25 protein-coding genes are annotated in these 24,142 nt (G+C 70.0%); 8 read left to right on the plus strand and 17 right to left on the minus strand.

The window, feature by feature from the left end; genetic code table 11:
* Window positions 1–5: 5 nt before the first annotated feature.
* From IM777_RS15190 to IM777_RS15220, 7 genes are all read right to left on the minus strand, one after another.
* On the minus strand, window positions 6–827 hold the full coding sequence (locus tag IM777_RS15190) for an ADP-ribosyltransferase family protein (RefSeq protein WP_194383940.1): 822 nt from the start codon (window positions 825–827) through the stop codon (window positions 6–8).
* A complete protein-coding gene (locus tag IM777_RS15195) occupies window positions 824–3,034 on the minus strand; it encodes an ADP-ribosyltransferase (RefSeq protein WP_194383941.1) in 2,211 nt (736 codons plus the stop codon). Before IM777_RS15195 ends, IM777_RS15190 begins: the two co-directional genes overlap by 4 nt.
* The gene (locus IM777_RS15200; RefSeq protein WP_194383942.1) at window positions 3,034–3,378 is read right to left on the minus strand and encodes a DUF6507 family protein; all 345 of its coding nucleotides are present in this window, start codon (window positions 3,376–3,378) and stop codon (window positions 3,034–3,036) included. The genes IM777_RS15195 and IM777_RS15200 overlap by 1 nt, the downstream gene beginning before the upstream one ends.
* Before the next feature lie 16 nt (window positions 3,379–3,394).
* Window positions 3,395–3,706: a pore-forming ESAT-6 family protein gene (locus tag IM777_RS15205; protein WP_071045283.1), complete on the minus strand. Its 312-nt coding sequence runs from the start codon at window positions 3,704–3,706 to the stop codon at window positions 3,395–3,397.
* An 11-nt stretch (window positions 3,707–3,717) separates the two neighbouring features.
* Window positions 3,718–4,050, minus strand: coding sequence for a hypothetical protein (locus IM777_RS15210; RefSeq protein WP_194383943.1), 333 nt, complete (start codon window positions 4,048–4,050; stop codon window positions 3,718–3,720).
* A 138-nt stretch (window positions 4,051–4,188) separates the two neighbouring features.
* A complete protein-coding gene (locus IM777_RS15215; protein WP_194383944.1) occupies window positions 4,189–4,539 on the minus strand; it encodes a HepT-like ribonuclease domain-containing protein in 351 nt (116 codons plus the stop codon).
* Window positions 4,536–4,979, minus strand: a complete 444-nt coding sequence (locus IM777_RS15220; protein ID WP_194383945.1) for a helix-turn-helix domain-containing protein — start codon at window positions 4,977–4,979, stop codon at window positions 4,536–4,538. Before IM777_RS15220 ends, IM777_RS15215 begins: the two co-directional genes overlap by 4 nt.
* An 88-nt stretch (window positions 4,980–5,067) precedes the next feature.
* On the opposite strand from IM777_RS15220, the gene IM777_RS15225 reads away from it, so the two are divergent.
* Window positions 5,068–5,634 carry an HhH-GPD-type base excision DNA repair protein gene (locus IM777_RS15225; RefSeq protein WP_194383946.1) on the plus strand — a complete coding sequence of 189 codons (567 nt, stop codon included), beginning with the start codon at window positions 5,068–5,070 and terminating at the stop codon, window positions 5,632–5,634.
* Window positions 5,631–6,053 carry a DUF1801 domain-containing protein gene (locus IM777_RS15230; protein ID WP_194383947.1) on the plus strand — a complete coding sequence of 141 codons (423 nt, stop codon included), beginning with the start codon at window positions 5,631–5,633 and terminating at the stop codon, window positions 6,051–6,053. The genes IM777_RS15225 and IM777_RS15230 overlap by 4 nt, the downstream gene beginning before the upstream one ends.
* Before the next feature lie 14 nt (window positions 6,054–6,067).
* On the opposite strand, the gene IM777_RS15235 is transcribed toward IM777_RS15230, so the two are convergent.
* Together IM777_RS15235 and IM777_RS15240 are read right to left on the minus strand one after the other, a co-directional pair.
* Window positions 6,068–7,456, minus strand: a complete 1,389-nt coding sequence (locus IM777_RS15235) for a glycine--tRNA ligase (RefSeq protein WP_194383948.1) — start codon at window positions 7,454–7,456, stop codon at window positions 6,068–6,070.
* A 105-nt stretch (window positions 7,457–7,561) separates the two neighbouring features.
* Window positions 7,562–8,149, minus strand: coding sequence for a TetR/AcrR family transcriptional regulator (locus IM777_RS15240; protein WP_194383949.1), 588 nt, complete (start codon window positions 8,147–8,149; stop codon window positions 7,562–7,564).
* Between the two features lie 82 nt (window positions 8,150–8,231).
* On the opposite strand from IM777_RS15240, the gene IM777_RS15245 reads away from it, so the two are divergent.
* Window positions 8,232–10,835, plus strand: coding sequence for an MMPL family transporter (locus IM777_RS15245; protein ID WP_194383950.1), 2,604 nt, complete (start codon window positions 8,232–8,234; stop codon window positions 10,833–10,835).
* A 119-nt stretch (window positions 10,836–10,954) separates the two neighbouring features.
* Here IM777_RS15245 and IM777_RS15250 read toward each other — a convergent pair whose 3' ends face one another.
* Both IM777_RS15250 and menC read right to left on the minus strand, forming a co-directional pair.
* Window positions 10,955–11,833, minus strand: a complete 879-nt coding sequence (locus tag IM777_RS15250; RefSeq protein ID WP_194383951.1) for a hypothetical protein — start codon at window positions 11,831–11,833, stop codon at window positions 10,955–10,957.
* A gap of 134 nt (window positions 11,834–11,967) precedes the next feature.
* On the minus strand, window positions 11,968–13,101 hold the full coding sequence (menC, locus tag IM777_RS15255) for an o-succinylbenzoate synthase (RefSeq protein WP_194383952.1): 1,134 nt from the start codon (window positions 13,099–13,101) through the stop codon (window positions 11,968–11,970).
* A gap of 115 nt (window positions 13,102–13,216) precedes the next feature.
* On the opposite strand from menC, the gene IM777_RS15260 reads away from it, so the two are divergent.
* Together IM777_RS15260 and IM777_RS15265 are read left to right on the plus strand one after the other, a co-directional pair.
* Window positions 13,217–14,017, plus strand: a complete 801-nt coding sequence (locus IM777_RS15260) for an SDR family oxidoreductase (RefSeq protein WP_194383953.1) — start codon at window positions 13,217–13,219, stop codon at window positions 14,015–14,017.
* Window positions 14,017–14,205, plus strand: a complete 189-nt coding sequence (locus IM777_RS15265) for a multidrug transporter (protein ID WP_071045189.1) — start codon at window positions 14,017–14,019, stop codon at window positions 14,203–14,205. The genes IM777_RS15260 and IM777_RS15265 overlap by 1 nt, the downstream gene beginning before the upstream one ends.
* A 36-nt stretch (window positions 14,206–14,241) precedes the next feature.
* On the opposite strand, the gene IM777_RS15270 is transcribed toward IM777_RS15265, so the two are convergent.
* The 3 genes from IM777_RS15270 to IM777_RS15280 are packed head-to-tail and all read right to left on the minus strand — an operon-like array spanning window position 14,242 to window position 16,070.
* Window positions 14,242–14,961, minus strand: coding sequence for a GNAT family N-acetyltransferase (locus tag IM777_RS15270; protein WP_071045188.1), 720 nt, complete (start codon window positions 14,959–14,961; stop codon window positions 14,242–14,244).
* A 30-nt stretch (window positions 14,962–14,991) separates the two neighbouring features.
* Entirely contained in the window at window positions 14,992–15,231 is a 240-nt protein-coding gene (locus tag IM777_RS15275) for a DUF3072 domain-containing protein (protein WP_071045187.1), read from the minus strand.
* Between the two features lie 53 nt (window positions 15,232–15,284).
* Window positions 15,285–16,070: an alpha/beta fold hydrolase gene (locus IM777_RS15280; RefSeq protein ID WP_071045186.1), complete on the minus strand. Its 786-nt coding sequence runs from the start codon at window positions 16,068–16,070 to the stop codon at window positions 15,285–15,287.
* A gap of 82 nt (window positions 16,071–16,152) precedes the next feature.
* On the opposite strand from IM777_RS15280, the gene IM777_RS15285 reads away from it, so the two are divergent.
* The 3 genes from IM777_RS15285 to IM777_RS15295 all read left to right on the plus strand — a co-directional run bounded on the left by IM777_RS15285 (window position 16,153) and on the right by IM777_RS15295 (window position 20,354).
* On the plus strand, window positions 16,153–17,490 hold the full coding sequence (locus IM777_RS15285; RefSeq protein WP_194383954.1) for a peptide synthetase: 1,338 nt from the start codon (window positions 16,153–16,155) through the stop codon (window positions 17,488–17,490).
* Between the two features lie 124 nt (window positions 17,491–17,614).
* Complete coding sequence (locus IM777_RS15290) at window positions 17,615–19,135, plus strand: SulP family inorganic anion transporter (protein WP_194383955.1); 1,521 nt, start codon at window positions 17,615–17,617, stop codon at window positions 19,133–19,135.
* Between the two features lie 88 nt (window positions 19,136–19,223).
* On the plus strand, window positions 19,224–20,354 hold the full coding sequence (locus tag IM777_RS15295; RefSeq protein WP_194383956.1) for a PQQ-dependent sugar dehydrogenase: 1,131 nt from the start codon (window positions 19,224–19,226) through the stop codon (window positions 20,352–20,354).
* A gap of 68 nt (window positions 20,355–20,422) precedes the next feature.
* Here the strand turns inward: IM777_RS15295 and IM777_RS15300 are convergent, their stop codons facing one another.
* The 3 genes from IM777_RS15300 to IM777_RS15310 all read right to left on the minus strand — a co-directional run bounded on the left by IM777_RS15300 (window position 20,423) and on the right by IM777_RS15310 (window position 24,041).
* Window positions 20,423–22,015: a catalase gene (locus tag IM777_RS15300; protein ID WP_194383957.1), complete on the minus strand. Its 1,593-nt coding sequence runs from the start codon at window positions 22,013–22,015 to the stop codon at window positions 20,423–20,425.
* 140 nt (window positions 22,016–22,155) lie between these two features.
* Window positions 22,156–22,959, minus strand: a complete 804-nt coding sequence (locus IM777_RS15305) for an SDR family NAD(P)-dependent oxidoreductase (protein WP_194383958.1) — start codon at window positions 22,957–22,959, stop codon at window positions 22,156–22,158.
* A gap of 68 nt (window positions 22,960–23,027) precedes the next feature.
* Window positions 23,028–24,041: a sodium:calcium antiporter gene (locus IM777_RS15310; RefSeq protein WP_228480849.1), complete on the minus strand. Its 1,014-nt coding sequence runs from the start codon at window positions 24,039–24,041 to the stop codon at window positions 23,028–23,030.
* Window positions 24,042–24,142 lie beyond the last annotated feature (101 nt).

Genomic DNA, 24,142 nt, shown 5'->3' on the forward strand with positions numbered 1-24,142 from the left:
GCGCGTCATCGCGTCGGGCTCACCTCGATCACGTGTCCCACGACTGCTGTCTGACCCGGGAGATCAATCACGTCGTCGACGAGCCACTCGATCCCCCGAGCGAGAAGAAGGATCCCCGAATCTCCCTGCTGACGCGGCGGCTGGAAAAGAGCCGGTATCCCTGGAGGCACGCGCAACCTGACCACCGATCGCACCCCGGGGACCGTCCGGTCCACCGGCAGAAGCCGAGCCGTGAGATAACCCGACTCGCGGATGCTCTGCCCCGGGGAGAAGCGCTCATCTCCCCTGTCCGTCAACGTCACGACGATCGCCTCCGGCGTCGGCTTCCGCGCCAGAGCATCGTCCAGCTGCGCGACCCGATCGCGGATGGGTGGTGTCATCGGCGCTTTCCCGCTGAGAGCGGCGTCGATCTCGTCACGCGAAGGTGACGCCGAGCGCACTCTGCGTGACGATGACGTGCTCTCCGGATTGACGAAGCGTTCCAGATCCGCCTTCGAGGGGTACTCCTCAAGGGTGGGAGAGACTCTTCCGGCGGGTGCAGGCCCTTCGACGCCGAGGAGCCCTTCGATGGCTGCAGAGGCGGGCACTCCCCGTTGCTTGAGGTCGCGCAGCCTCGTGAGCCAGTAGCCCGACCCCTCGGGCTGGAAGTCTCCGGCACGCGTGGCGACGAGGCCGGCGGAGTCATCATCATCCACCCCGAGGTAGAGATACCCGACCGTCGCCCCATCACGAACGACAGCAGCAGCCTTCACCGCCCCCGCCGGGGCGGCGTTGTACCGGGGCGGACCTGCGACCGCCCGGCCCTGCACGTCGTCGACGTCCATCACTTCGCCACGCTTCCGAACACATGCCATTGTCCATCACGGAAGACCGTGTCTTCGGCCGTCCAACGGAGGTCGCGTCCGAGAAGGAGCTCCCGCTCCGTCGCCCCGAAATCAGAAACGGCTTCGACCCACAGAGCCGGCGTGCCCTCTGGCACACGGAGATGAAGCACCGCGTCCTGCCCGCTGAAAGCATCTGCAGCGTCCCCCAACGAGGTCGAGAGGTAGGCGCTCTCATCGAACGTCGTCCCCGCCGCATCCTGCGGAAGCACCGACCAGTGCGCCGTCCCCGTCCCCCGGGTCACGACGACGTCCTCGGTCAGCGGATGCGCCCGCATCGCCTCATCAATCCTGCTCACGTGTTGGGCGATCTCCTCGCTCATCGGCCCTCCACGGAGTGAGCCATTGATCTCGCGATAGGTGATGCCGGAGTCCCCGGGGACTTCGCGCGTGTAATCGTAGACGGCATCCGCGACATCCTCTGGCAGAGAGTCGGCGACTCCTGCCCATTCCGCTCGTCCGTACTCGATCGCCGCTGCGTCGTCGGCGAACGTGACCGCGCCCTCCGAGACGACTGCCATCGCTTGGGAATAGCGCTCGTCCGCCGAGAGATCGGGTGCGCCCGGATCGCCGGTATCGCTCAGGTGGTCGACGTCATCACCGGCCTGGGCCGCGTCACCGAACGCACCCTCGGGCAGCTCGACCCGTACGCCGGGGGCCTCCAGCACGGGCACACCGTCGTCGACGCGCGCCACGATCGCGTCCGGGTGGATGCCCAGCTCGTCGACGAGGGCGGTCATCGCCGTCTGGCCGGTGTCGGCGCGCAGCACGGCCGGCTGGCCGAGATCGTCGCCGAGGTCGACGACGTCGAGGCCGCTGAAGGTCGGTGAATCCAGTCGCGCCGCGAGGTCGCCGACGCCGGAGAAGGCGTGGCCGCCCACGCGCACCGCGCCGTTCACCGCCCATGCACCCGGGTCGATCAGGTCGGTGAACCGCGCCATCTTCGACAGCACGGACGCGGCCGTGCCCGCCGTCTTGACACCCGCGACGGCGGCGCCGCCGGGAATGAGGATCGTGCCGACGTTGAAGACCGACTCACCGAGGGCCGTGCCGGGGTCATCCGCCCATTTGTCCCATGCGATGAGCGCCTTGCCGGTGTTCTTCGCGGTCTCGTCCAGGCCGTCCTTGAACTCGGCGACCTCGTCCGGGAGGAATCCGTCGCCGCCGAACTGCCGCATCCCGTCATCGACCGCGAACAGGACGTTCAGCGGCGGCGTCGCCGCGATCACCCCGCTCAGCGCGAGGGAACCGAGGCTGCCCCACGCCGCTCCGTAGGCGTCGCCGGAGAAGAAGTCGCCCGTCGACGGGTCGTAGCCGAGCACGAGCGTGCCGAGGCCCTCGACGGTCCCCCACACGCCGCCGACGGCGATGCCCTCCCACAGGAAGTCCTTGAAGACGACGTTGACGGTCGCCTCGCCGCACCCCTCGGTGCGCTCCACCTCGGCGCCCCACGGCATCTCGGTGCCGGCCGGGATCTCGTCGATGCCGTAGGCGAGCGCGTCATCCTCGCTCGTGGCCGCCCGCAACGGCGCGGCGCAGTACAGCGCGCGGATCGCATTCGCGCACGTGCGCTCGGCCTCCCACAGGAGCACCTGCTGCGCATTGACCCGTGCGATCAGATCGTTGTTGCGGTCGACGTACTCCTGCACCTCATGCCACTCCTTCGTGACGGTGCGGTACTGGGAGACCTCCGTCGCGGTGGCGGTGCCGCCCGTCGACGACGACGAGTACGCGCCGTACGCGTTCCACGACCCCTGGTAGCCCTGCGTGCTCACCCAGGCCGGGTTCAGCTCGCGCACGCTCACGCCACCGGAGATCTCGGCGGCGAACGTCTGCGCCTCCAGGCGCAGCGCATCCAGCTCCGCCTTGATCGGGCGCACGTCGGCGGCGAAGGCGGTGAGCGCGCCGCCGACCGTCTCGATGCCGTCGCCGGATGCGGTCGCCTGGCTCGAGACCGGATCCATCAGCCCCAGCAGGGTCGCCGACTCGGGGGCCTCGTAGACGCCGGCCATGCGCTGCCACGACAGCTGCACCTGCGAGCCGGTGTCGCGCACGGTGCCCGCGAGCGAGGTGACCGTCGCCGCGTTGGTCTCGATCGCCTCGGGGTCGAGATCTCTGCCCGGGATCTGTTCCGGGTCGATCGCCGCCGGCATCAGTCGGCCCCGAGCAGCAGGGAGGCGGGCGTGATCGCGGCGACGCTCGCTGCCTGCGCGTCGGCGGCCATCGTGAGGTCTCCGGTGACGTAGGCCTCGGTCGCTGACACGACACCGCTGGTGGCGGCGCTGATGCGGGCGCTCATGCCCTGGATACGGGGCGACTCGACGGTGTCGAAGTAGGACTGCACGGCCTCGGCGATCGCGCCGGACTGCGTGGCCGTGACGGCGGCGCCCAAAGGCGCTCCGAGCGCGTTCAACGCCTCGCCGAGGGCTTCGGCGTGCGGGTTCACGTCGGTGAGGACCCCGGCGACGCCGGACGGGTCGATGCTCCAGGTGGTCACGTGCGTGACGACCCGGTCAGCCGATGGATTCGACGGCCGCGCGCGCCTTGCGCAGCGCTTCCTGCGCCGTCTCGTCGTTGCGCTCGAGCGACGTGCGCAGCGTGGTGATGATCGTGCGCACCTCGCCGGCGGCCGCCTTCCACCGCTGCTCCTTGGCGCGGTAGTCTTCGGACACGCCCTCGGCGGTGTAGTCGGCCATCGCGGCGGCCACGTCGCGGTCGTGCTGATCGATGACCGCCTCGAGCTGCGCGGCGACGCGGTTGAAGTTGTCCTGCGCGTTCTGCGAGGCCGCGATGTCGTAGTCGCGGCGGTCGTTCTGATTCACCATGATGCCGCCCCTCACCGTCCGCCGAAGCGTGCGGCATCGAACGAGGCGCCGCCTTCGAGGCTCGATGTGCTGTCGACCATGGCGCCCTCCCCCTCGAGGAAGGACCGGTTCATGCCGCCGATGCCCCCGAGCACGCCGTCGAGGGATGCCTTCAGCTCGGTCGAGATCACATCGGTGCGCGACTTGAAGCGGTCGAACGCCGCCCGGCCCGCGCCCTGGAATCGCCCCTCGAGCGGCTCGGCCGCTTCGAAGAGCTGGCGCACCAGCACCTGCAGATCGTCGCTCGATCCCGACGTGGACTTCGTCAGCACCCCGAGGGTGTCTGCTCCCATCGCGAACTTCATGTCGCCCCCAACCTCTCGTTCCGTCCGACCCAACTCGGACGCATCCGAAAAACAACGATACGAAAATACCCGCCCCCTCGACGCGGGAAGACCAGATGAAAGAAGTCTCACGCCGCGACGGTCGCTGTCACACGGTGTTCAGTCACCGGTCACGTCGCCGAGGAGCGGCCTGACTGCCGCGCCGACGCGAGGCAGGTCGACGTTGATCGTCGCCCACACCGCGTCGTAATCCGTCGCCTCATAGTGGTGCGCCAGCCGATCGCGCATTCGCTTGATGCTCGACCAGGGGACCTGCGGGTTCGCGAGGAGCGTCTCGTCGCTCAACCGTGCAACGTTCTCACCGATCTTGATGATGATCGACTCGGCCGCGAGCCCCGGCGTATTCAGATCGTCCGAGAGGTACCAATCGCGGCCTCGCGCGGCGAGTCGTGTGCCGTCGTCGCACAATCGCACGATCTCACGTAGCGCCCACCGGTCCCGCTCCTTCACGCCGCCACCGCTGACCGGAGGATCGGATGGTCGAGGGGAAGCGCGCCGTCGGTGACGACATCGACAGGAACGCCGAGCATCTCTTCAGCGGCGATCGTGAACTCGGCGATCGCCAACAGTCCGACGGAGGACGACCGGGTGACGAGGAGATCGAGATCGCTGTCCGTCGTATCTGTGCCGTTGATGGCGGATCCGAAGACGCGAACGTTGCTCAGTCCGTAGTCCGCGGCGAGCTCCTTGATTCTCTCGCGATTCTGCTCGAGCGCCTCATGTGGCAAGGGGCGCATGGCGGCCTGCAGACGATCGAGCATGGCCGCCGACGGCTTCCGGCGGCCGGACTCGTAGGCGGCGATATTGGGTTGCGCCACACCGGTGCGCGTGGCGAGCTGTGCCTGGCTGAGCCCCGCTCGCTCGCGCCGGTCCCGCAATGCCTCACCCATATCGCCATGATATCACCCCATTCGAAAGGTGCGGAAGGGGGGTCGGACGATGTGGCCCGGTGCCCGAGGCCGCTGTCACACTGTGTTCATGGACCTTCGCATCACCGACGACGCGGCCGCCGACCGGCTGCTCTCCGACGACCCGCTCGCCCTCCTCATCGGGATGCTGCTCGATCAGCAGGTGGCCATGGAAGTCGCCTTCGCGGGTCCACTGAAGATCCAGCAGCGCCTCGGCACGACGGACGCGGCGGCACTGGCCGCCGTCGATCCGGATGACTTCGCCGCGGCCTTCTCGCAGCCGCCCGCGGTGCACCGCTTCCCCGGGTCGATGGCCGGACGCGTGCAGGCGCTCTGCCGCACCATCGCCGACGACTGGGGAGGCGACGCCGCAGCACTGTGGACGCAGGACGACCCCGATGGCGCGACGGTGCTGAAGCGCCTGAAGGCCCTACCGGGCTTCGGCGACCAGAAGGCGAAGATCTTCCTCGCGCTGCTCGGCAAGCAGTACGGCTACGACGGCGCCGGCTGGCGTGAGGCCGCAGGATCCTACGGCGAGGAGGGCTCGTATCGGAGCGTCGCCGACATCACATCCCCCGAGTCGCTGACGAGGGTGCGGGAGTACAAGCGCGCGATGAAGGCGGAGGCGAAGAAGTGAAGAAGACCGGAGGAAGCGTGGCGGCGTTCATCGCGGAGGTCGTCCCGGCGAAGCGGCAGCGCGACGCGCACGCCCTCGTCGACATGATGCGCGAGATCAGCGGACGCGAACCCGAGCTGTGGGGCACGATCGTCGGATTCGGCAGCTGCCACTACCGCTACCCCACCGGCAACGAGGGCGACATGCCCGTCATGGCCTTCGCTCCGCGGAAGGCCGCCTCGACGATCTACCTCGACTCGATCGAGGCTCACGCGCGGGCCCTCGCCGATCTCGGCCCGCACACCAGCGGCGTCGGCTGCCTCTACATCAAGGACCTCGAGCAGATCGATGACGCCGTGCTGCGCGGCATCCTGGAACGCTCGCTCGCCTACACCGAGGGCGGCGGCGGCGAGTACGCGCAGATCACCGTCATCGACTGACGCGAACCCGCCGGTCAGGCGCCGCGGAGGCGCTCGGCGAGGTAGGCGTCGAGCTGGTCGAGCGCGACGCGCTCCTGCGCCATCGTGTCGCGGTCGCGCACCGTGACGGCGCGGTCGTCGAGCGAGTCGAAGTCGACCGTCACGCACAGCGGCGTGCCGATCTCGTCCTGGCGGCGATAGCGGCGACCGATCGCGCCGGCGTCGTCGAAGTCGGTGTTCCAGCCGTGGGCGCGCACGCGGTCGGCGACCTCGCGGGCCAGCGGCGACAGCTTCTCGTTGCGCGACAGCGGCAGCACCGCGACCTTCACCGGCGCCAGGCGCGGGTCGAGTCCCAGCACCGTGCGGGTGTCGGTGCCGCCCTTGGCGTTCGGCGCCTCCTCCTCGCGGTAGGCGTCGACGAGGAACGCCATCATCGCGCGGGTCAGGCCGAACGACGGCTCGATGACGTACGGGATGTACTTCTCACCCGAGGCCTGGTCGAAGAACGTCAGGCTCTGTCCCGACGCCTCGGTGTGGCTCTTCAGGTCGTAGTCGGTGCGGTTGGCGACACCCATCAGCTCGCCCCATTCCTTGCCGGGGAAGCCGAAGCGGTACTCGACGTCGATCGTGCCGGCGGAGTAGTGCGCGCGATCCTCCTCGGGCACGTCGAACCGGCGCATGTTGTCGGCGCTCACGCCGAGGTCGATGAACCAGTTCCAGCAGGCCTCGACCCAGTGGTCGAACCACTCGCCGGCCTCGTCGGGAGCCGTGAAGAACTCGATCTCCATCTGCTCGAACTCGCGGGTGCGGAAGATGAAGTTGCCCGGCGTGATCTCGTTGCGGAACGCCTTGCCGACCTGGCCGATGCCGAACGGCGGCTTCTTGCGGCTGGCGGTGAGCACGTTGGAGAAGTTCACGAAGATGCCCTGCGCCGTCTCGGGGCGCAGGAAGTGCAGGCCCGACTCGTCGTCGACGACCCCGAGGTAGGTCTTGACCAGGCCCGAAAACGCCTTGGGCTCGGTGTAGCGCCCCTTGGTGCCGCAATTCGGGCACGGCACGTCGGCGAGGCCGTTCTCGGCGGGGCGCCCCTTGCGCGCCTCGAAGTCCTCGATGAGGTTGTCGGCGCGGAAGCGCTTGTGGCACTGCAGGCACTCGACCAGGGGGTCGGTGAAGGTCGCCACGTGACCAGAAGCCTCCCACACGCGCTTGGGGAGGATGATCGAGGAGTCCAGCCCCACCATGTCGCCGCGGCCGCGCACGAAGGTCTGCCACCACTGGCGGCGGATGTTCTCCTTCAGCTCCGTGCCGAGGGGACCATAGTCCCATGCCGACCGCGACCCGCCGTAGATCTCACCCGCTTGGAACACGAACCCGCGATGACGGGCGAGGGCGATGACTTTGTCGAGACGGGACTGCTCGGCCACGGTGGCTCCAATGGTCGTTCTGGGGGTGTGTGCGCCGATCGCGCGGAACCGGCGACGCCGGCATCCCCCGATTCTAATGAGCGGATGCCGACCGCACCGTCGCGCTCACGCGCGGCCGGGCGCGTACCGGCCGAGCACGATGTCGACGAGGCGTTCGGCTTCGCCGTCGTCGGCGTCGGAGCGTGCGACGATCCGCAGCACGATCGCACCGATGAGAAGCTCCACGATCGACGCGATGGGGGCCTCCGCGGGAAGCTCTCCGTCGGACACCCCCTGCTCGAGTCGTCGCACGAGGTCGGCGTCGGCGCCGAGGTTGTCGCGCACGCGCTCGCCGATGGCGGGGTTGATCGTGCCGGCGGCGACGAGCGACTTCAGCATCTCGTCGTGCTCCGGGTCGTCGACGAACGCCAGCACCGTGCGCATCCACCGTGCGAGGTCGTCGCGCAGCGTGCCGTCGAAGCGGGGCACCACCTGCTCGGGCATGAGCATGCCCTCGATGAGCGCCTCGGCGACCAGGTCGCTCTTGGTCGGCCACCACCGGTAGATCGTCTGCTTGCCGACGGCCGCCTCGGCGGCGATGCCCTCGATGCTCAGCTGCGCGAAGCCCTTCTCCAGGAACAGCCGCGCCGTCGCGCGGAGGATCGCCAGCCGCGCCGCCTCGCTGCGGGGCGCACCACCTCGTCGGTCTGTCACGGTCATCCTCGATCCAGGTTACGAGACGGTTCGTATCGTATGCTGTCGTCGCTCCCGATCGCATCCGCCACGAAAGGTGATCATGGCAGAACTGCTGTACCGGCTCGGCAAGGCCTCCGCGAAGCGCGCGTGGATCGTGATCGTCGCGTGGGCGGCGGTCCTGGGGCTCGCCGGCGGCGCGTTCGCCGTCGGCTTCGGCACCCTCGCGACGAGCTTCGACGTGCCCGGCACCGCATCGGGCGAGGTGATCGACGAGCTGGCCGAGGAGCTGCCGGATTATGCCGGCGCATCGGGTCAGGTCGTCTACCACGCCGAGGACGGCGAGGCCCTCACCGCCGACCAGCAGGCCGACATCGCCGCCGTCGCCGAGGGGCTCTCCGACCTTCCCGACGTCGCGCAGGTCGTCGATCCCTTCGAGACCGAGCAGGAGCGCGCGGACCGCGAACAGGAGATCGTCGACGGTCGCGCCGAGATCGAGGACGGCCAGGAGCAGCTCGACGCCGGCCAGGAGCAGCTGGATGCCGCGCTCGACGACCTCGAAGCCGGGCAGGAGCAGCTCGACGCCGGGCACGAGCAGCTCGACGCCGCTCGCGAACAGGCCGAAGCCGCCGGCGCACCCGCCGAGCAGATCGCCGCGCTCGATGCGCAGCAGGCCGAGCTCGACGCCCAGCAGGAGCAGCTCGCCGCGGCCCGCGAGGAGATCGCCGCGCAGCAGGCCGAGCTCGACGAGGGTCGCGCCGATCTCGTCGAGGGCGCGGAGCAGCTCGAGCTCGGCGCCGATCTGCTCGCGCTCTCGGACGGCATCCGCGTCGTGTCCGAGGACGGCGCGACCGCGCTGGTGAACGTCTCGTTCGACGTGCCGCTGCTGGAGCTCGACGCCGCATCGAAGGAGGCCGTGATCTCCTACGTCGAGGCGAATCCGATCGACGGCGTCGAGTACGCCTTCTCGTCGACCCTCGCCCAGTCGGTTCCGAACCTGATCGGCGTCGGAGAGATCGCGGGCCTCGCGATCGCCGCGGTCGTGCTGCTGGTCATGCTCGGCACGGTCATCGCCGCAGCGCTGCCCATCGTCACCGCTCTCGTCGGCGTAGGCATCGCGGTGCTTGCCGCCCTGTCCCTGTCCGGCGTGCTGGACATGTCGAGCGTCACGCCGGTGCTCGGCATCATGCTCGGGCTGGCGGTCGGCATCGACTACTCGCTGTTCATCATCAACCGCCACCGCAAACAGCTGCTCGAGGGCGCGGAGATGCGCGAATCCATCGGACTCGCCAACGGCACCGCGGGAAACGCGGTCACCTTCGCCGGCTCCACCGTCATCATCGCGCTGCTGGCGCTGAACATCACCGGCATCCCCTTCCTCGGGCTCATGGGAACCGTCGGCGCGTTCGCTGTGCTCATCGCCGTGCTGATCGCCGTCACGCTCACGCCCGCGCTGCTCGGGCTCATCGGTCCCCGCGTGCTGAACCGGCGCGCCCGGGCGAAGGTCGGCACCGTCCACCACGAGGATTCCGGCGCCGCCCCCATGGGCACGTGGCGAGCCGTGCTCACGGCGGCCGGTGCGATCATCGCGCTGCTGGTGATCGCCATCCCGGCCCTGTCGATGCGCGTCGGACTGCCCGACGGCTCGAGCGAGCCCGAAGAGTCGTACGCCTACCAGGCGTACACGCTCACCGAGGAGGCGTTCGGCGCCGGCGTCAACGGCACGCTGCTCGTATCGGCGACGCTGCCCGGCGACCTCGACGACACGGCCGAGCTGCAGGCGCAGCTCGACATCGCCACCGCCCTGTCCGACCTCGACGGCGTCGTCGCCGTCGCACCGATCGCCGTATCGGATGACGGCACCCTGGCGGCGTTCCAGGTGGTGCCCGAAGACGGGCCGAGCTCGGTGTCGACCGAGGAGCTCGTGCGCGACCTGCGCACCCTGCCCCCCGTCGACGGCGAATACGCACTCGGCGTGGCCGGCCAGGCCGCCATCAACATCGACATCTCCGAGAACCTCGCCGCGGTGCTGCCGCTGTACATCGCGGTCGTCGTCGGACTGTCCCTGATCATCATGATCGTGGTGTTCCGGTCGCTGCTCGTGCCGATCATCGCGACGGGCGGGTTCATCCTGTCGCTGTTCGCCACCTACGGCGCGACCGTCGCGGTGTTCCAGTGGGGCTGGGGCGCCGACATCATCGGCCTGCACGCGACCGGCCCCATCCTGAGCTTCCTGCCGGTGCTGCTCGTGGGCATCCTCTTCGGCCTCGCCATGGACTACCAGCTGTTCCTGTCCTCCGGCATGCGGGAGGCGTTCGTCCACGGCGCCCCTGCCCGCCTCGCCGTGATGCGGGGGCTTCGCGCCGGCCGCGCCGTGGTCACGGCGGCGGGCCTGATCATGGTCTCGGTGTTCGGCGGGTTCATCTTCGCCGAGTCGACCATGATCCGCTCGATCGGGTTCGGTCTCGCCTTCGGTGTGCTGCTCGACGCCTTCGTCGTGCGAATGCTGCTCATGCCCGCGCTCATGCACCTGCTCGGCCGCTCGGCCTGGTGGCTGCCCCGATGGCTCGACCGGATCATCCCGAACGTCGACGTCGAGGGCGCCAAGCTCGAGCGCGCCCACCACGCCCCCTGGGCCGACGGTGACGAACCGGCCGGCGACGAGCCGCTGACACGGCGCGAGGCCCGCGAGCGCGGCGAGCTCTGACACCTTCGCCGTCGACAACACAGGAGATCCGCGCGCCATGGGCTCGTCACGGCGCCTGACGCGCCGTCCGGCCCGCGAATCTCCTGTGTTGTTCACGCCGCTCACGGCCGCCGGCGGGGTCAGCTTTCGCTGAACCCGCACCAGTCGGCGACCCACGTGAGGATGCGGCCGCGCAGCGCGTCGCCGACGAAGAGCTCGACCTCGCCGGACTCCCCTGCCACCGAGACCCGCACATCGAAGATCGTGCCGCGTTTGTCCTCTTGCACCGCGTGAGCGTCGCAGCGGGTGGGGACGACCGGCAGGTCGAGGGTCGTGGGTTCCTTCCCCGGCTGCACGAGCACCCCGATCGGGAGCACGCCGTCGATGGTGGCGTCGCCGAAGGTGAGCAGGTTGGTCTGCTGGACCGCGGTCACTTCCGCCTCGCCGTCGCCCACCGCAACGATCTCCATGTGCAACAGCGCCGGTTCGCCCGAGGGTGACGGCGAGAACCCCGTGAACGCGATGTCGGCCGCGGCGGCGAGCGCCTCGGCCCGGCACTCCCGGTCGTGGAGGGGACCGGCGAACCCGAGCGGATCCGCGATCGGAAGAGTGACGCCGCGAGAGGTGCCGTCGGCGATGAGCTCGAGGCGCACCGACGGATCCGCACTCGATGCGATATCGCACGTGACCGCAGGCAGCTGCACCCGGATGTCGATGGATCCCCCGGCGGGAACCGTGCTCCCCCGGTCCACGAGCCGGACCGCATCCGCCACGAACCGCGGATCGACGACGGCGACCTCACCGATCCGCACGGCTGCCCCGGAGAGGTTCTCCACTCGCACCTGCGCGTGCCGCTCCGCCACGTCCGCGCGCAGCTGGATCAGGGCCGCCCGCAGCTCCGGCTCGCCGCTCCCGCCGGATCCGTCCGTCGGGCCGCCGGCGCACCCCGTCAGCACCGCGAGCGCGAACGCCGCGACCAGCGCGCGTCGCCTCACACGCATCCGCGCCGCCCCTCGCATGCGCTCACGCTACGCCCGCCGCTCCCTCCTCGGGAGGACATCGCCGTTCCAGAGGATCCTGCTCGCGAATCCGTCCTCTCGGGGAGGGAAATCCTCTCGAAGCAGCGGGAAGAGGGCGGCGGGCCGGGCCCGGGTCAGGGGCGGATGACGGCCTTCTCGACGGTGAACGCGTCGAGAGCATCGGGGTCGATATCGACACCGAGGCCCGGTCCGGTCGGCACGCGCACGTGCCCGTCGTCGAGCACGGCGGGTTCGGTCACGATGTCGCGGGCGTAGAACCGGTCAGCGGCGGAGACGTCACCGGGAAGGGTGAAGCCCGGCAGAGCGGCGAGCGCGGCGTTCGCCGCCCGGCCGATGCCGGTCTCGAGCATGCCGCCGCACCACACCGGCACGTCGGCGTCGCGGCACAGGTCGTGGATGGCGATCGCCTCGAGATAGCCACCCACGCGCCCGGCCTTGATGTTCACGATCGCGGCCGACCCGAGCGCGAGCGCGTCGGCGGCGGCCTTGCGCGAGGTGATCGACTCGTCGAGGCAGACCGGCGTCGACAGGCTGCCGGCGAGGGTGGCGTGATCCACCAGGTCGTCCTCCTGCAGCGGCTGCTCGATGAGCAGCAGGTCGAACCGGTCGAGCTGCGCGAGGGTGTCCGTGTCGGCCAGGGTGTAGGCCGAGTTGGCGTCGACCTGCAGGGGGATCGAGCCGAACGCCTCGCGCACCGCGGCGGTGTCGTCGATGTCGCGACCGGGTTTGATCTTGATCTTGATGCGCACGTAGCCGTCGTCGAGGTATCCGCGAACGGTCTCGACGAGGGCGGTGGGGTCGCGCTGAATGCCGACCGACACCCCGGAGGGCACCCGGTCGGCGACCGCACCGGCGTAGGACCCGAACGAACGCCCTTCGCCCCGCAGGGCGGCGTCGAGCACGGCGAGCTCGAGCCCCGCCTTGGCCATCCGGTGCCCGACGAAGGGCTCGAGCACGCTCGCGATCCGCTCCGGCGCGATGGTTCGCTCGGCCAGCAGCGCCGGGATGAGGAAGCGCGTCGCGACATCCCACGCGCCCTGGGTGTACTCGCTCGAGTACAGCGGCGCCTGCTGCGTGACGATCTCACCCCATCCCTCGACCCCGTCGGCGAGAGCGCGCACGACGATCACCTCGCGAACCGTCTCGGTGCCGAACGACGTCGTGAACGGCGAGACGAGCGGGATGTGCAGCACGCGCAGCTCGAATCCGTCGAGGTCGACGGATGCTGCGGGGCGGGTGACCGGCATCCCCCCACGTTAGCGAGGTACCGCAGACGGTCGTCGAGCGTTCGGCGTCTAACGCCAGGCAGGACGCCTGTAAAGCCCCTCTCCCGCGTCGGATTCGGGTCGTAGCGTCGGCACCATGCAGACGACATTCCATCCTCGACGCGCGATCGTGACCGGCTCGGACTCGGGCATCGGCGCGGCCACCGCGCTGGCGCTCGCCGACGCGGGTCTCGACGTCGTCGTGACCTGGCACAGCGACCAGGACGGTGCGGAGGAGACCGCGCGGGGTGTGCGGGATCGCGGCCGCCGCGCGCATGTGCGGCAGTTCGACGCGACCGATCTCGACCGGGTGGAAGCCGACATCGACAGCATGGCCGACGAGCTCGGCGGCCTCGACGTCTTCGTGAACAACTCCGGCGGCGGCAACGGGGGCCCGTTCCTCGATCTCGACCTGGCGACGTGGCGCAGCATCGTCTCGCTCAACCTCGACGGCGCGTTCCTCGCCCTGCAGGCGGCTGCTCGCAGGATGGCGACGCAGCGCACCGGCGGCCGCCTGATCGCCGTCACGAGCGTGCACGAGCATCAGCCGCGCGTGGAGTCCGCCCCGTATGTCGCCGCCAAGCACGGCCTCGGTGGCCTGCTGAAGGTCATGGCGCAGGAGCTCGGAGCGCACGGCATCACCGCGAACGCCGTAGCACCCGGCGAGATCGCGACGCCGATCAACGACATGGAGGCCGGCGACGCCGAGCAGACCCACCGCGCCGGCATCCCGCTGGCTCGTCCGGGTGCGCCCGAGGAGGTCGCCGCGGTGGTCGCGTTCCTCGCCTCGCCGGCCTCAAGCTATGTGACGGGCGCGAGCTGGGTGGTCGACGGTGGGATGCTTCAGATGGGACCGCAGGCGGGCTCCCATCTGAACAGCGACGAATGGAGGATCTGATGTCGGGAGCGGACGAGATGACCCCCGAGGAGAAGCGGCACGACCAGCTGACCTCGGCGCCGGCGGCCACGGAAGACGACGCGGCTCCGCGGATCGAGATCACCGAGCACGACGGCATCACGCGGATCGACGTGCGCGACGACGCCGAGGTGCGGCCGGGGGGCCCGCAGGTCCCGGAAGAAGACTGAGCCGGCTCCTCGTCCCACCGGTTGGGCGCCTGCCGGTCAAGGACGCACGAGGAGGTAGCCGCGGGCGTCGTCGAACCCACCGATGACGAGCCCGTCGGCCAGATGCGCCAGCAGCTGCTCGCGCACCCGGAGACGCCAGGCGCTCGCGGCAATGGGGTCGCTGCGGCGGAGCGTCTCGATGTCGGCGGGCACCTCCACGGCGGCGACGACGCTGTCATCGGGCGGAGTGAGGGCGGGAGCCGAGGCGATCGCCCACGCGACGAGGATGCGGTCCGTCTCGTCGCCGCGGTTGACGCCGTCATCCATCGCGCCGTAGTGGTTCACCAGGTACTCGACGGCGCGCACGCCGAGAACACGGAAGTTGAAGTGGGCATTGCGACGCACGAGCGGATCGAAGGTCCAGGTGATCGTGCCGACATCGCGGGCGAGCGCCCATTCGCGCTGGTGCTGCTTCAGCAGCCGACCGACGCCCCGCCCCTGATGCTCCGGCAGGACGCCGGTGATGTGGGAGTGCATCGTGCGCTCGGGCGGCGCTCCGAAGAAAGCCACCGAAGCACCGACCATCTCGGCTTCGCGCCAGATGCCCACGGTGTACGACCCGGCATGGGCCATCGCGCGCAGCAGCTGCGGCGGCATCGCGGCGCGATCACCGCCCCACACGCGCGCGAGCACCTCACTCGCGACGACCGCGTCGTCCACGGTCGCCAGTGGCCGGATGTCGAGCCCGGCCGACGTCTCCCCGTGCTCCGCGATCATGCCGCCCACGATACGCGGGCGGCAAGGCGCTCACTGCGGTGAGCGCCCGGTCTCCTGCTGCAGCCGATCGATCTGCTCCGAGGCCTCGGCCTTGCTGATGTCAGCGGGAATCTCCTCGCCCGCCTCACGCGCCAGGGTGTCGAGGTAGCTGCGCTGGGGAGCGGTCATCGGCTCGTCGCCGGTGACCCACGTCGACGGGTCCTTCTCGGCGGCGGTGTCGCCGTCGTCGGTGGCGCCGAGCATCTCACGGTCATCATTCGCCTGTGCCATGGGTCGATGCTAGGCAGCGGTCCCGACACCGGGGCGGGGGTTGACGTGCCGGCTCAGCGCGGGTCCGTCGTCGTGACGTGCTCGGCGAACAGGCCCGGCCAGGCCATGATCCCGTAGGGCGTCCTCGCGATGACCAGCCGCGCGTCGGGCAGCAGCTTCTTCAAGCGCTTCGCGGTGGAGACCGGATGCGCCGCATCCCCCGTCCAGGCGAGGATCAGCGTCGGCGTCGTGATGCGCGACACCGCCTTCTCGCTCGGGAAGTCGGTGCTCGCCGCGCCGCGCAGCACCGTGGGAAGCAGGTCCTCGGGCACGGTCGGCGTCGTCGAGGGCGCATCCGACAGCGCCGGGGGCACGGGCGCGGTGTGGTTGGCGTGGAAGACCCCGAGGCCCTCCTTCTCGATGAGCGCCGCGTTCGCGCGGTAGAGCTGCGTCTGCGCCGACCGGGTCTCCCACGCGGTCGGCGGCACGACCAGGGTGAGACTGGCGAACCGCTCCGGATGCTTCTTCGCGGCATGCAGCAGGGTCGCCGATCCCATCGACGGCCCGACGGCGTGCACGGGCTCTCCCGGCGCGACGTGGTCGAGCAGGGCCAGGAGGTCTTTCGCGAGGCGGTTCCACTGGTACGACCTCGGATCGAGGTCGCCGGTGGATCCGCCGTGTCCGCGGGCGTCGTACCGCAGCACGCGATGGCCGCGCAGGGAGCGGGCGAGATCGAGCCCGAGCTGGGCGTCACGATCGCGGGATGACGTCAGGCCGTGCAGCTGCACCACGAGCGGGCCGGCGTCGCCGGTGATCTCGTAGTCGAGCGCAGCCCCGTGCGGAACCTCGAGAGTGGGCACCGTTCCTCCATCTCCGGTGCACCGTCGCCGGTTGTGACATGCCGTCGCGGGAACGAAACACCGGGCCTCTACACTACGGGCGATGCGGCTCACGAATATCGCGCAGGCCACGCTTCCGCCCGGAGCGGTGCACAGCTACGCCCTGCGCCCGGTCGGTCCCCGTGGCCGCGCTCTGCCGGTGTCGTTCGATCAGGGCCGTCACGTCGGCGCCGGAGACCGGCCGGGATCCTGGATGTCGATCGCGCTGCGCCTGCCGCCGGGCACCACGCGCGATGCGCTCGCGGCCGCGTGGGAGCGCGCGGTCGACCGGCACGGCACGTTCCGCACGGTGTTCGGCCTCGACGACGCCGGCGAGCCCACGCTGCACGAGATCACGCTGGGCGACGGCGCCTGGGAAGAGCATCACGTTCCCGAGGGGATCGCGACCCGCGAAGTCGTGCGGGAGGTGTTCGACCTCGCCTGCCGCCCGCTCGCGGCGCCGTCCCACCGCCTGTGCGTGATCGAACCGGATGGCGCCGCCGACGATCCGCGCCCGTGCGTCGTCGTCGGCGCCGACCACGCCCACGTCGACATGTGGTCGCTCGTGGTGGTGGCGCGGGATGTCATCGCCTACCTCGACGCAGCTGCCGGGCAGGCGGGCGCCGACGACCTCCCGGACGCCCCGCCGTTCGCCGCGCACACCGCTGCGCTGGAAGATCGCGGTCCGGCACCCGAGAAGGTCGCGGCCCGATGGGCGGAGATCCTCGAGGTGTGCGGGGGCGAGATGCCGCGCTTCCCTCTCCCGGTCGGCGACCCGGCGCCCGGTGCCCTCCCGGTCGTCGAGGTGCGCGAGGTGCTGGATGCGATCGACTACGACGCGTTCGCCGGCGCGGCCAAGGCTGCGGGCACGTCCACGATCGGGCTGGCGATGTCGGCCCTGACCGAAGTGACCCGCCGCGTGGCGGACGCCCCGCTGCGGGCCGTGTTCCCCGTGCACAGCCGGCACGAGCCGCGCTGGCACGACTCCTCGGGCTGGTTCATCACCAACTCGGTGCTCGAATGCGTCGACGACGCACCCGCGGCGTGCGCGGCATCCGTCAAAGAGGCCATCACCCTGGGGTCGCATCCCCTCGCCCCGATCCTGGAGCCCTACGGCGGCATGAAGGTGCCGCGCGGCATGTTCGCCCTGTCGTGGCTGGACACCCGGCGCCTGCCGGTCGAGCTCGACGACGACCTCGACGCGCAGTACGTCTCGGCGGTCGCCGCGAGCGACGACGTCATGGTGTGGTTCGTCGTGAACCGACGCGGCCTGCATCTGCGGTGCCGATACCCCGACACCGATGAGGCCGTCGCCTCCGTCGGCGCGTGGCTCGATGCCGTCGCGGAGGGGTTTCTCGCACGCCTGCCCGACAGGACCGCACTCGTCGGCGAGGTGGGCTGACGCGGTCCGGCACGCACGCGTCCAGGCGCGTCCCGTACCCTGGATGACCGGAACCACGCCGCGTTGCACCTCCCGCGCGCGCCCGCCCGGCTCGTTCGAGCCTTCCTGCCTTCCCGGAGATCCCATGGCCACCGCCGCGCGCGCCACCGCGTCCGACCGATACCGACCGCGCCCATCCGTCCTCGAGGCGCTGCGCAGTCCGCGCATCCTCACCAGGGAGGTGCTCGCCGGTCTCGTCGTCGCCCTCGCCCTGATCCCCGAGGCGATCTCGTTCTCGATCATCGCCGGGGTCGACCCGCGCGTGGGGCTGTTCTCGTCGTTCGTGATGGCCGTCGCCATCGCGTTCCTCGGCGGACGCCCCGCGATGATCACCGCCGCGACCGGTGCCGTCGCCCTCGTGATCGCCCCGGTCGCCCGCGAGTACGGCATGGACTACTTCCTCGCGACCGTGATCCTCGCCGGCGTCTTCCAGGTCGTCCTCGGCGCGGTGGGCGTCGCCAAGCTCATGCGCTTCATCCCCCGCAGCGTCATGGTCGGCTTCGTCAACGCTCTGGCGATCCTCATCTTCACCGCGCAGATTCCGCACCTGATCGACGTGCCGTGGCCGGTCTACCCGCTCGTGATCGCGGGACTGGTGATCATCGTCGGGATGCCGCGCCTGACCAAGGCGATCCCCGCACCCCTGGTCGCGATCGTCATCCTCACAATCATCACCGTCACCTTCGCCATCGCCGTCCCGACCGTGTCGGACCAGGGCGAGCTGCCCGACAGCCTGCCCGAGCTCATCATCCCGAACGTGCCGCTGACCGGTGAGACATTCGCGATCATCGCCCCGTACGCCCTCGCGATGGCCCTCGTCGGCCTGATGGAGTCGCTCATGACGGCCAAGCTCGTCGACGACATCACCGACACGCATTCCCACAAGACCCGCGAGGCTCTCGGCCAGGGCGCCGCGAACGTGCTGTCGGGCGTCTTCGGCGGCATGGGCGGGTGCGCGATGATCGGCCAGACGATGATCAACGTGAAGGCCTCCGGCGCCCGCACCCGCATCTCGACCTTCCTCGCGGGCGTGTTCCTGCTCATCCTCGTCGTGGGCCTCGGCGACATCGTGGGGCTCATCCCGATGGCGGCGCTCGTGGCCGTGATGGTCATGGTCTCGGTCGCGACCTTCGACTGGCACTCCATCCGCCCGGGCACCCTCAAGCGCATGCCGATCGGCGAGACGATCGTGATGGTCGCCACCGTCGTCGCCGTCGTCATCACCCACAACCTCGCGATCGGTGTCGTGCTGGGGGTCGTGGTCGCGATGGTGATCTTCGCGCGGCGCGTGTCGCACTTCACCACCGTGACGCGCACGGTGGACCGGGATGCGGAGGTGCCGACCGCGCACTACCGCGTCGACGGCGAGCTGTTCTTCGCCTCGTCGAACGACCTGACGACGCAGTTCGAGTACGCCGACGATCCCGACGACGTCGTCATCGACATGTCGCGCTCGCACGTCTGGGACGCCTCCACCGTCGCCGCCCTGGATGCGATCGTGACGAAGTACGAGAACCACGGCAAGCGTGTCGTGATCGAGGGCATGAACGAGTCGAGCTCGGCGATGCACGCGCGCCTGACCGGCAACCTCGGCGGCGAGGGCTGAGGAGCTTGCGCTGAACCGAGCGGCCCTCGACGGGTCGCACGCGACGTAGGGTGAAGCTCCGGTCGAGGACGAGGGCGGAGGCGGACCGATGGTCGAATTCCGACGGGCACGCGCCGCGCTGCTGGCAGGCACCGCCGCCGTGGCCCTGAGCGCCTGCACCGCCGGTCCGCCGCCGACACCGCAGACGTCGGTGACATCGGCGCCCACCGCCGCGACCACTCCGCCACCCGAAGGAAGACTCGTCCTCGAGGGCTCGGTCGAGACGGTCGCCACCGGCCTCACAGCCCCCTGGTCGATCGCCTTCACCTCCGACGGCACGCCCCTCGTGTCCGAGCGCGATACCGGCCGCATCCTCGAGGTAGCAGCCGACGGCTCGACCCGAGAGATCGGCACGGTCGGCGGCGTGGTCGCGGGCGGGGAGGGTGGCCTGCTCGGGCTCGCCGTCGACGATCAGGACCGGCTCTACGCCTACGCCACCGGGTCGGGCGAGAACCGTATCGATCGATTCGCCGTCACCGGGGCGCCGGGGTCGCTCGCGCTCGGCGACCACGAGACCGTGCTCGACGGAATTCCCGCCGCGCGCATCCACAACGGCGGGCGCCTCGCCTTCGGACCGGACGGCATGCTCTACGCGACCACCGGTGACGCCGACCGGCGCCCGTCGGCGCAGAATGTCGACAGCCTCGCGGGGAAGATCCTGCGCATGACGCCGGACGGCGACCCGCCGGCCGACAATCCCTTCGAGGGCTCGCTCGTCTACAGCTTCGGGCACCGCAACCCGCAGGGCATCGGATGGGCCGCGGACGGGACGATGTTCGCCAGCGAGTTCGGACAGGACACGTGGGACGAGCTGAACATCATCGTTCCGGGCGGGAATTACGGATGGCCGGAGGTGGAGGGCACCGGCGGGGCGGAGCGGGGCTTCATCGACCCCGTGCAGCAGTGGAACCCCGACGAGGCGAGCCCGAGCGGGCTGGCCGTCACCGGCGGCACCGTCTTCGTCGCCGGACTGGGTGGCGAGCGGTTGTTCACCATCGACGCTTCCGCGCCCGAGACGTCCGAGCAGCTCCTTCGCGACGAGTACGGACGCATCCGCGACGTGACCGTCGCACCCGATGGCACCCTGTGGGTGCTCACGAACAACACCGACGGCCGAGGATCCCCACGCGAGGGCGACGACCGCATCCTCTCCCTGCCCCTCACGCGTACGGGCGATTGAGGGGCCGCCCGGCGGGCACGCGAAAGCCCGGTCGCGGCGAGCGCGACCGGGCTTCCGGCGGTGTCGGCTCAGCGGTCGGCGTGCGTGTTCGGCTCCACGATCGGCTGATCGGCGTCGTCCTGCGCGGCGCCGGGCTGAGCTCCGGGCGCACCTAGGTCGGCACCGTCTCGCACGAGCTTCTCGATCTCGGCCCCGGTGGTGGCATCGACGTTCTTCCAGTACTGGAAGGCCCGCTCGAGCACGTCGCCGGTCACGCCGCCGAGCAGGTGTCCGGCCACGGTCTTCACGAACGCGGCGCGCTGCTGGTCGTTCCAGACGTCGCGCACGAGCGCCCCGGCCTGCGAGAAGTCATCGTCGTCGGGACGCAGCGTGTAAGCCTGCCGCACCATCGCACCGTCGGCCTCCCAGCCGGGGTCGACCTCGCCGACGTTGTCGGCGTAGCCGCGGCCGAAGGAGTTCGGCGCGTACACCGGGTCGTCGCCGCGGTGCTCGTAGGCCATCGGCCCGTCCTGCGTATAGGTGTTGACCTCGACGCGCGGGCGGTTCACCGGCAGCTGCAGGTAGTTCGCGCCGATGCGGTGCCGGTGCGTGTCGGAGTAGGCGAACGCCCGGCCGAGCAGCATCTTGTCGGGCGAGAAGCCGATGCCCGGCACCAGCGCGGACGGCTCGAACGCGGCCTGCTCGATCTGGGCGAAGAAGTTCTCCGGGTTGCGGTTCAGCGTCATCGTGCCGACGGGGATGAGCGGATAGTCCTCGTGCGGCCACACCTTCGTGAGGTCGAACGGGTTGATGCGGTAGGTCTTGGCATCTTCATACGGCATGACCTGCACCGACAGCGTCCACGACGGGAACTCGCCGCGATCGATGGCGTCGTACAGGTCGCGGCGGTGGAAGTCCGCATCCTCCCCCGCGATGCGCGTGGCATCCTGATCCGTCAGGCCGGCCACGCCCTGGTCGCTGTGGAAGTGATACTTCACCCACGACTTCTCCCCGGCCTCGTTCACCCACATGTAGGTGTGCGAGCCGTAGCCGTTCATCTGCCGGTACGAGGTGGGGATGCCGCGGTCGCCCATGAGGTACGTCACCTGGTGCGCGGACTCCGGGTTCAGGGTCCAGAAGTCCCACTGCATGTTGTTGTCGCGCAGGCCGTTTCCGCCGCGTCGCTTCTGCGAGCGGATGAAGTGCGGGAACTTCATCGTGTCGCGGATGAAGAAGATCGGGGTGTTGTTGCCGACGAGGTCGTAGTTGCCCTCGTCGGTGTAGAACTTCAGCGCGAATCCGCGCGGGTCGCGCCACGTGTCGGGCGAGCCCTGCTCGCCGGCAACGGTCGAGAACCGCGCGAGCATCTCGGTCTTCGTGCCGGGCTGGAACAGCCCCGCCTTCGTGTAGGCGGTGACGTCTCCGGTGGTCTCAAAGACGCCGAAGGCACCGGAGCCCTTCGCGTGCACGTTGCGCTCCGGGATGCGCTCGCGGTTGAAGTGCGCCATCTGGTTCAGGAAGTGCACGTCGTGCAGCACGATCGGGCCGTCGGCCCCGACCGTCAGGCTGTTGCGATCACTCGGCGCGGGCGCGCCGGTGTCGGTGGTCGAGCCGATCTCCGCCTCGGAAGACGGATTCTGGGCGACCGAGGTGCCGTCTGTGGGCTCGGGAAGCTGAGGCATGGGATGGGTTCTCCTTCGCGGATCGCGATTGCCGGGCGGATGCGCCCACGATCCAGCGAAGCACTTCCGACTCACCGCGGAAAGGGGGGTTGACGGATGCCGTCGCCTCAGCTCTTCGCGAGTGCGCCGACCCTCCCCAGTCAGCCGAGGAGATCGCCCATCTGCTTCGCGATGAGCTCGGTGGCGTACTTGGGGTTCAGCCGCGACAGCTTGTCCATCGTCGCGGCGTCCTTGCCGATCGTCGCGCGGAACCTGCCCTTCGCGATCGCCTCGACGATCACGCGACCCGCTTCGGCCGGCGTCGTGGTCTTGCGGGCGGATGCTGCCGCGTCGCCGTCGGGCATGTCCATCACCACGCCGGAGTTCGCCGCGATGTTCGTGCCGATCGCGCCGGGATAGATCGCCGTCACCGCGACCGACGTGCCCTGGAGTTCGGCGTAGAGCGCTTCGGTGAGCAGGCCGACGGCGGCCTTCGAGGCGCCGTAGACGGCCTGACCGGGCACGGCGGCGTAGGCTCCCATGCTCGCGACGTTGACGATGGCGGCATCCGGTCGCTCGACCAGCACCGGGAGGAACGCCTTGACCATGTGGAGCGTGCCCCAGAAGTTCACGGTCATGACCTTCTCGATCTCCTCGTAGGGGAGGTCGATGATCTTGACGAACTTCTGGATGACGCCGGCGACATTGACGATGCCGTCGACCGCTCCGTGGATGTCGGCGACGGCAGCCGGCAACGCCTCGACGGCCTCACGGTCGGTGATGTTCACGGTGTGCGTCGACAGGCTGTTGCCCGCCGCGGCGAGCGCCACCGTCTCGGCGAGCCCGTCGGCGTTCAGGTCGACGCCGGCGACCGAGGCCCCGGAGCGCAGAAGCTGGAGGGTGACCTCGCGGCCGATGCCGTTTCCCGCTCCCGTGACGACGAAGACCTTGCCTGCGATGTTCATCCCTGCTCCCATGTGTCGAGGTGCCGATTCCCCTCGACGCTATCGCGTGCGCGGCGGTCGGATAAGGGTCAGATCGCGAACAGTGCGAGGCCGATGGTGCCGGCGTAGATCGCGGGAATGCCGATCCCCTCGAACCCGATGCCGCGCTGATCCCGGATGATGAGCCCTGCGGCGAGCACGGCTGTGATGAGGAGGGTTCCACCGAGGAGGACGAGGCTCTCGTCGCCGGCGGCGGCATAGATCGTGCCGTCGAGGAAGAAGGCGTCGGCCACGGTGAGGGTGAGCACGTCGAAGACGTTGCCGCCGATGATGTTGGCGACCCCCAGGGTGAGGGCTCCGATGCGGATCGCGGAGATCAGCACGATGAGCTCGGGGAGGGATGTCACCGCCGTCGTCACCGTGAACCCGGTGACCCCGCTCGGCCATCCGGTCGCCGCGATGACCCCGAGGCCGGCCTGCCCGATGACCCACCCGGTCACGCCGACGACGAGCCCGAGCGCCGCGAAGGTGAACCACAGGCGCGAGAGCGGTCCGCTGTGCTCCTGCCCCTCCTCGTCGTCGCGCGTCTCACGCGTGCGGATCGGCGTCCACATCGGGGCCTGGTGCATGCGGCGCTGCAGGTGCAGACCGTAGAAGTAGAAGACCGGGATGAGAACGGTCACCGGATGGATCCAGCCGACCGTCAGCTGCGGCGTGGCGAAGGCGATGACCGGCAGGCTGAGCAGCGCAACGAGCACGACGGCCTGGAAGAGGTTCTCGATCGACGCCGCCGCGTGCTCGAGATTCGCTCGTCGATACAGCAGATCGGCGATCGCGAGCCAGACGCTCTGCAGGGCGATGCCGCCGATCGGATTCGCCAAGGCGAAGGCCGCGTCGCCCTCGAGCGCGCCGGTGGCGGTCGTGACGATCCCGGGGAGGGAGGTGACCGCACCGAGGAACACCGCGCCGGCGACCGCCTCGCCGAGTCCCGTACGGTCTGCCAGTTCATCGGCGGCGCGGGCCAGCCGCGAGCCGGCCACGACGACGATGCCGACGGCGGCGACAAGGGCGATGACGCTCGGCCACAGCGGCCACGGTTGCACGGTGACTTCCTCCCTCGGGTGTCTTCCGCCCTCGGGTCGCGGGATTCTTCCCTCGGGTTGCGGTCGAGGATACGGACGGCGACGCATCCTCACCCCGGACT

It is taken from the genome of Microbacterium luteum (assembly GCF_015277875.1).
Taxonomy (GTDB): Bacteria; Actinomycetota; Actinomycetes; order Actinomycetales; family Microbacteriaceae; genus Microbacterium; species Microbacterium luteum.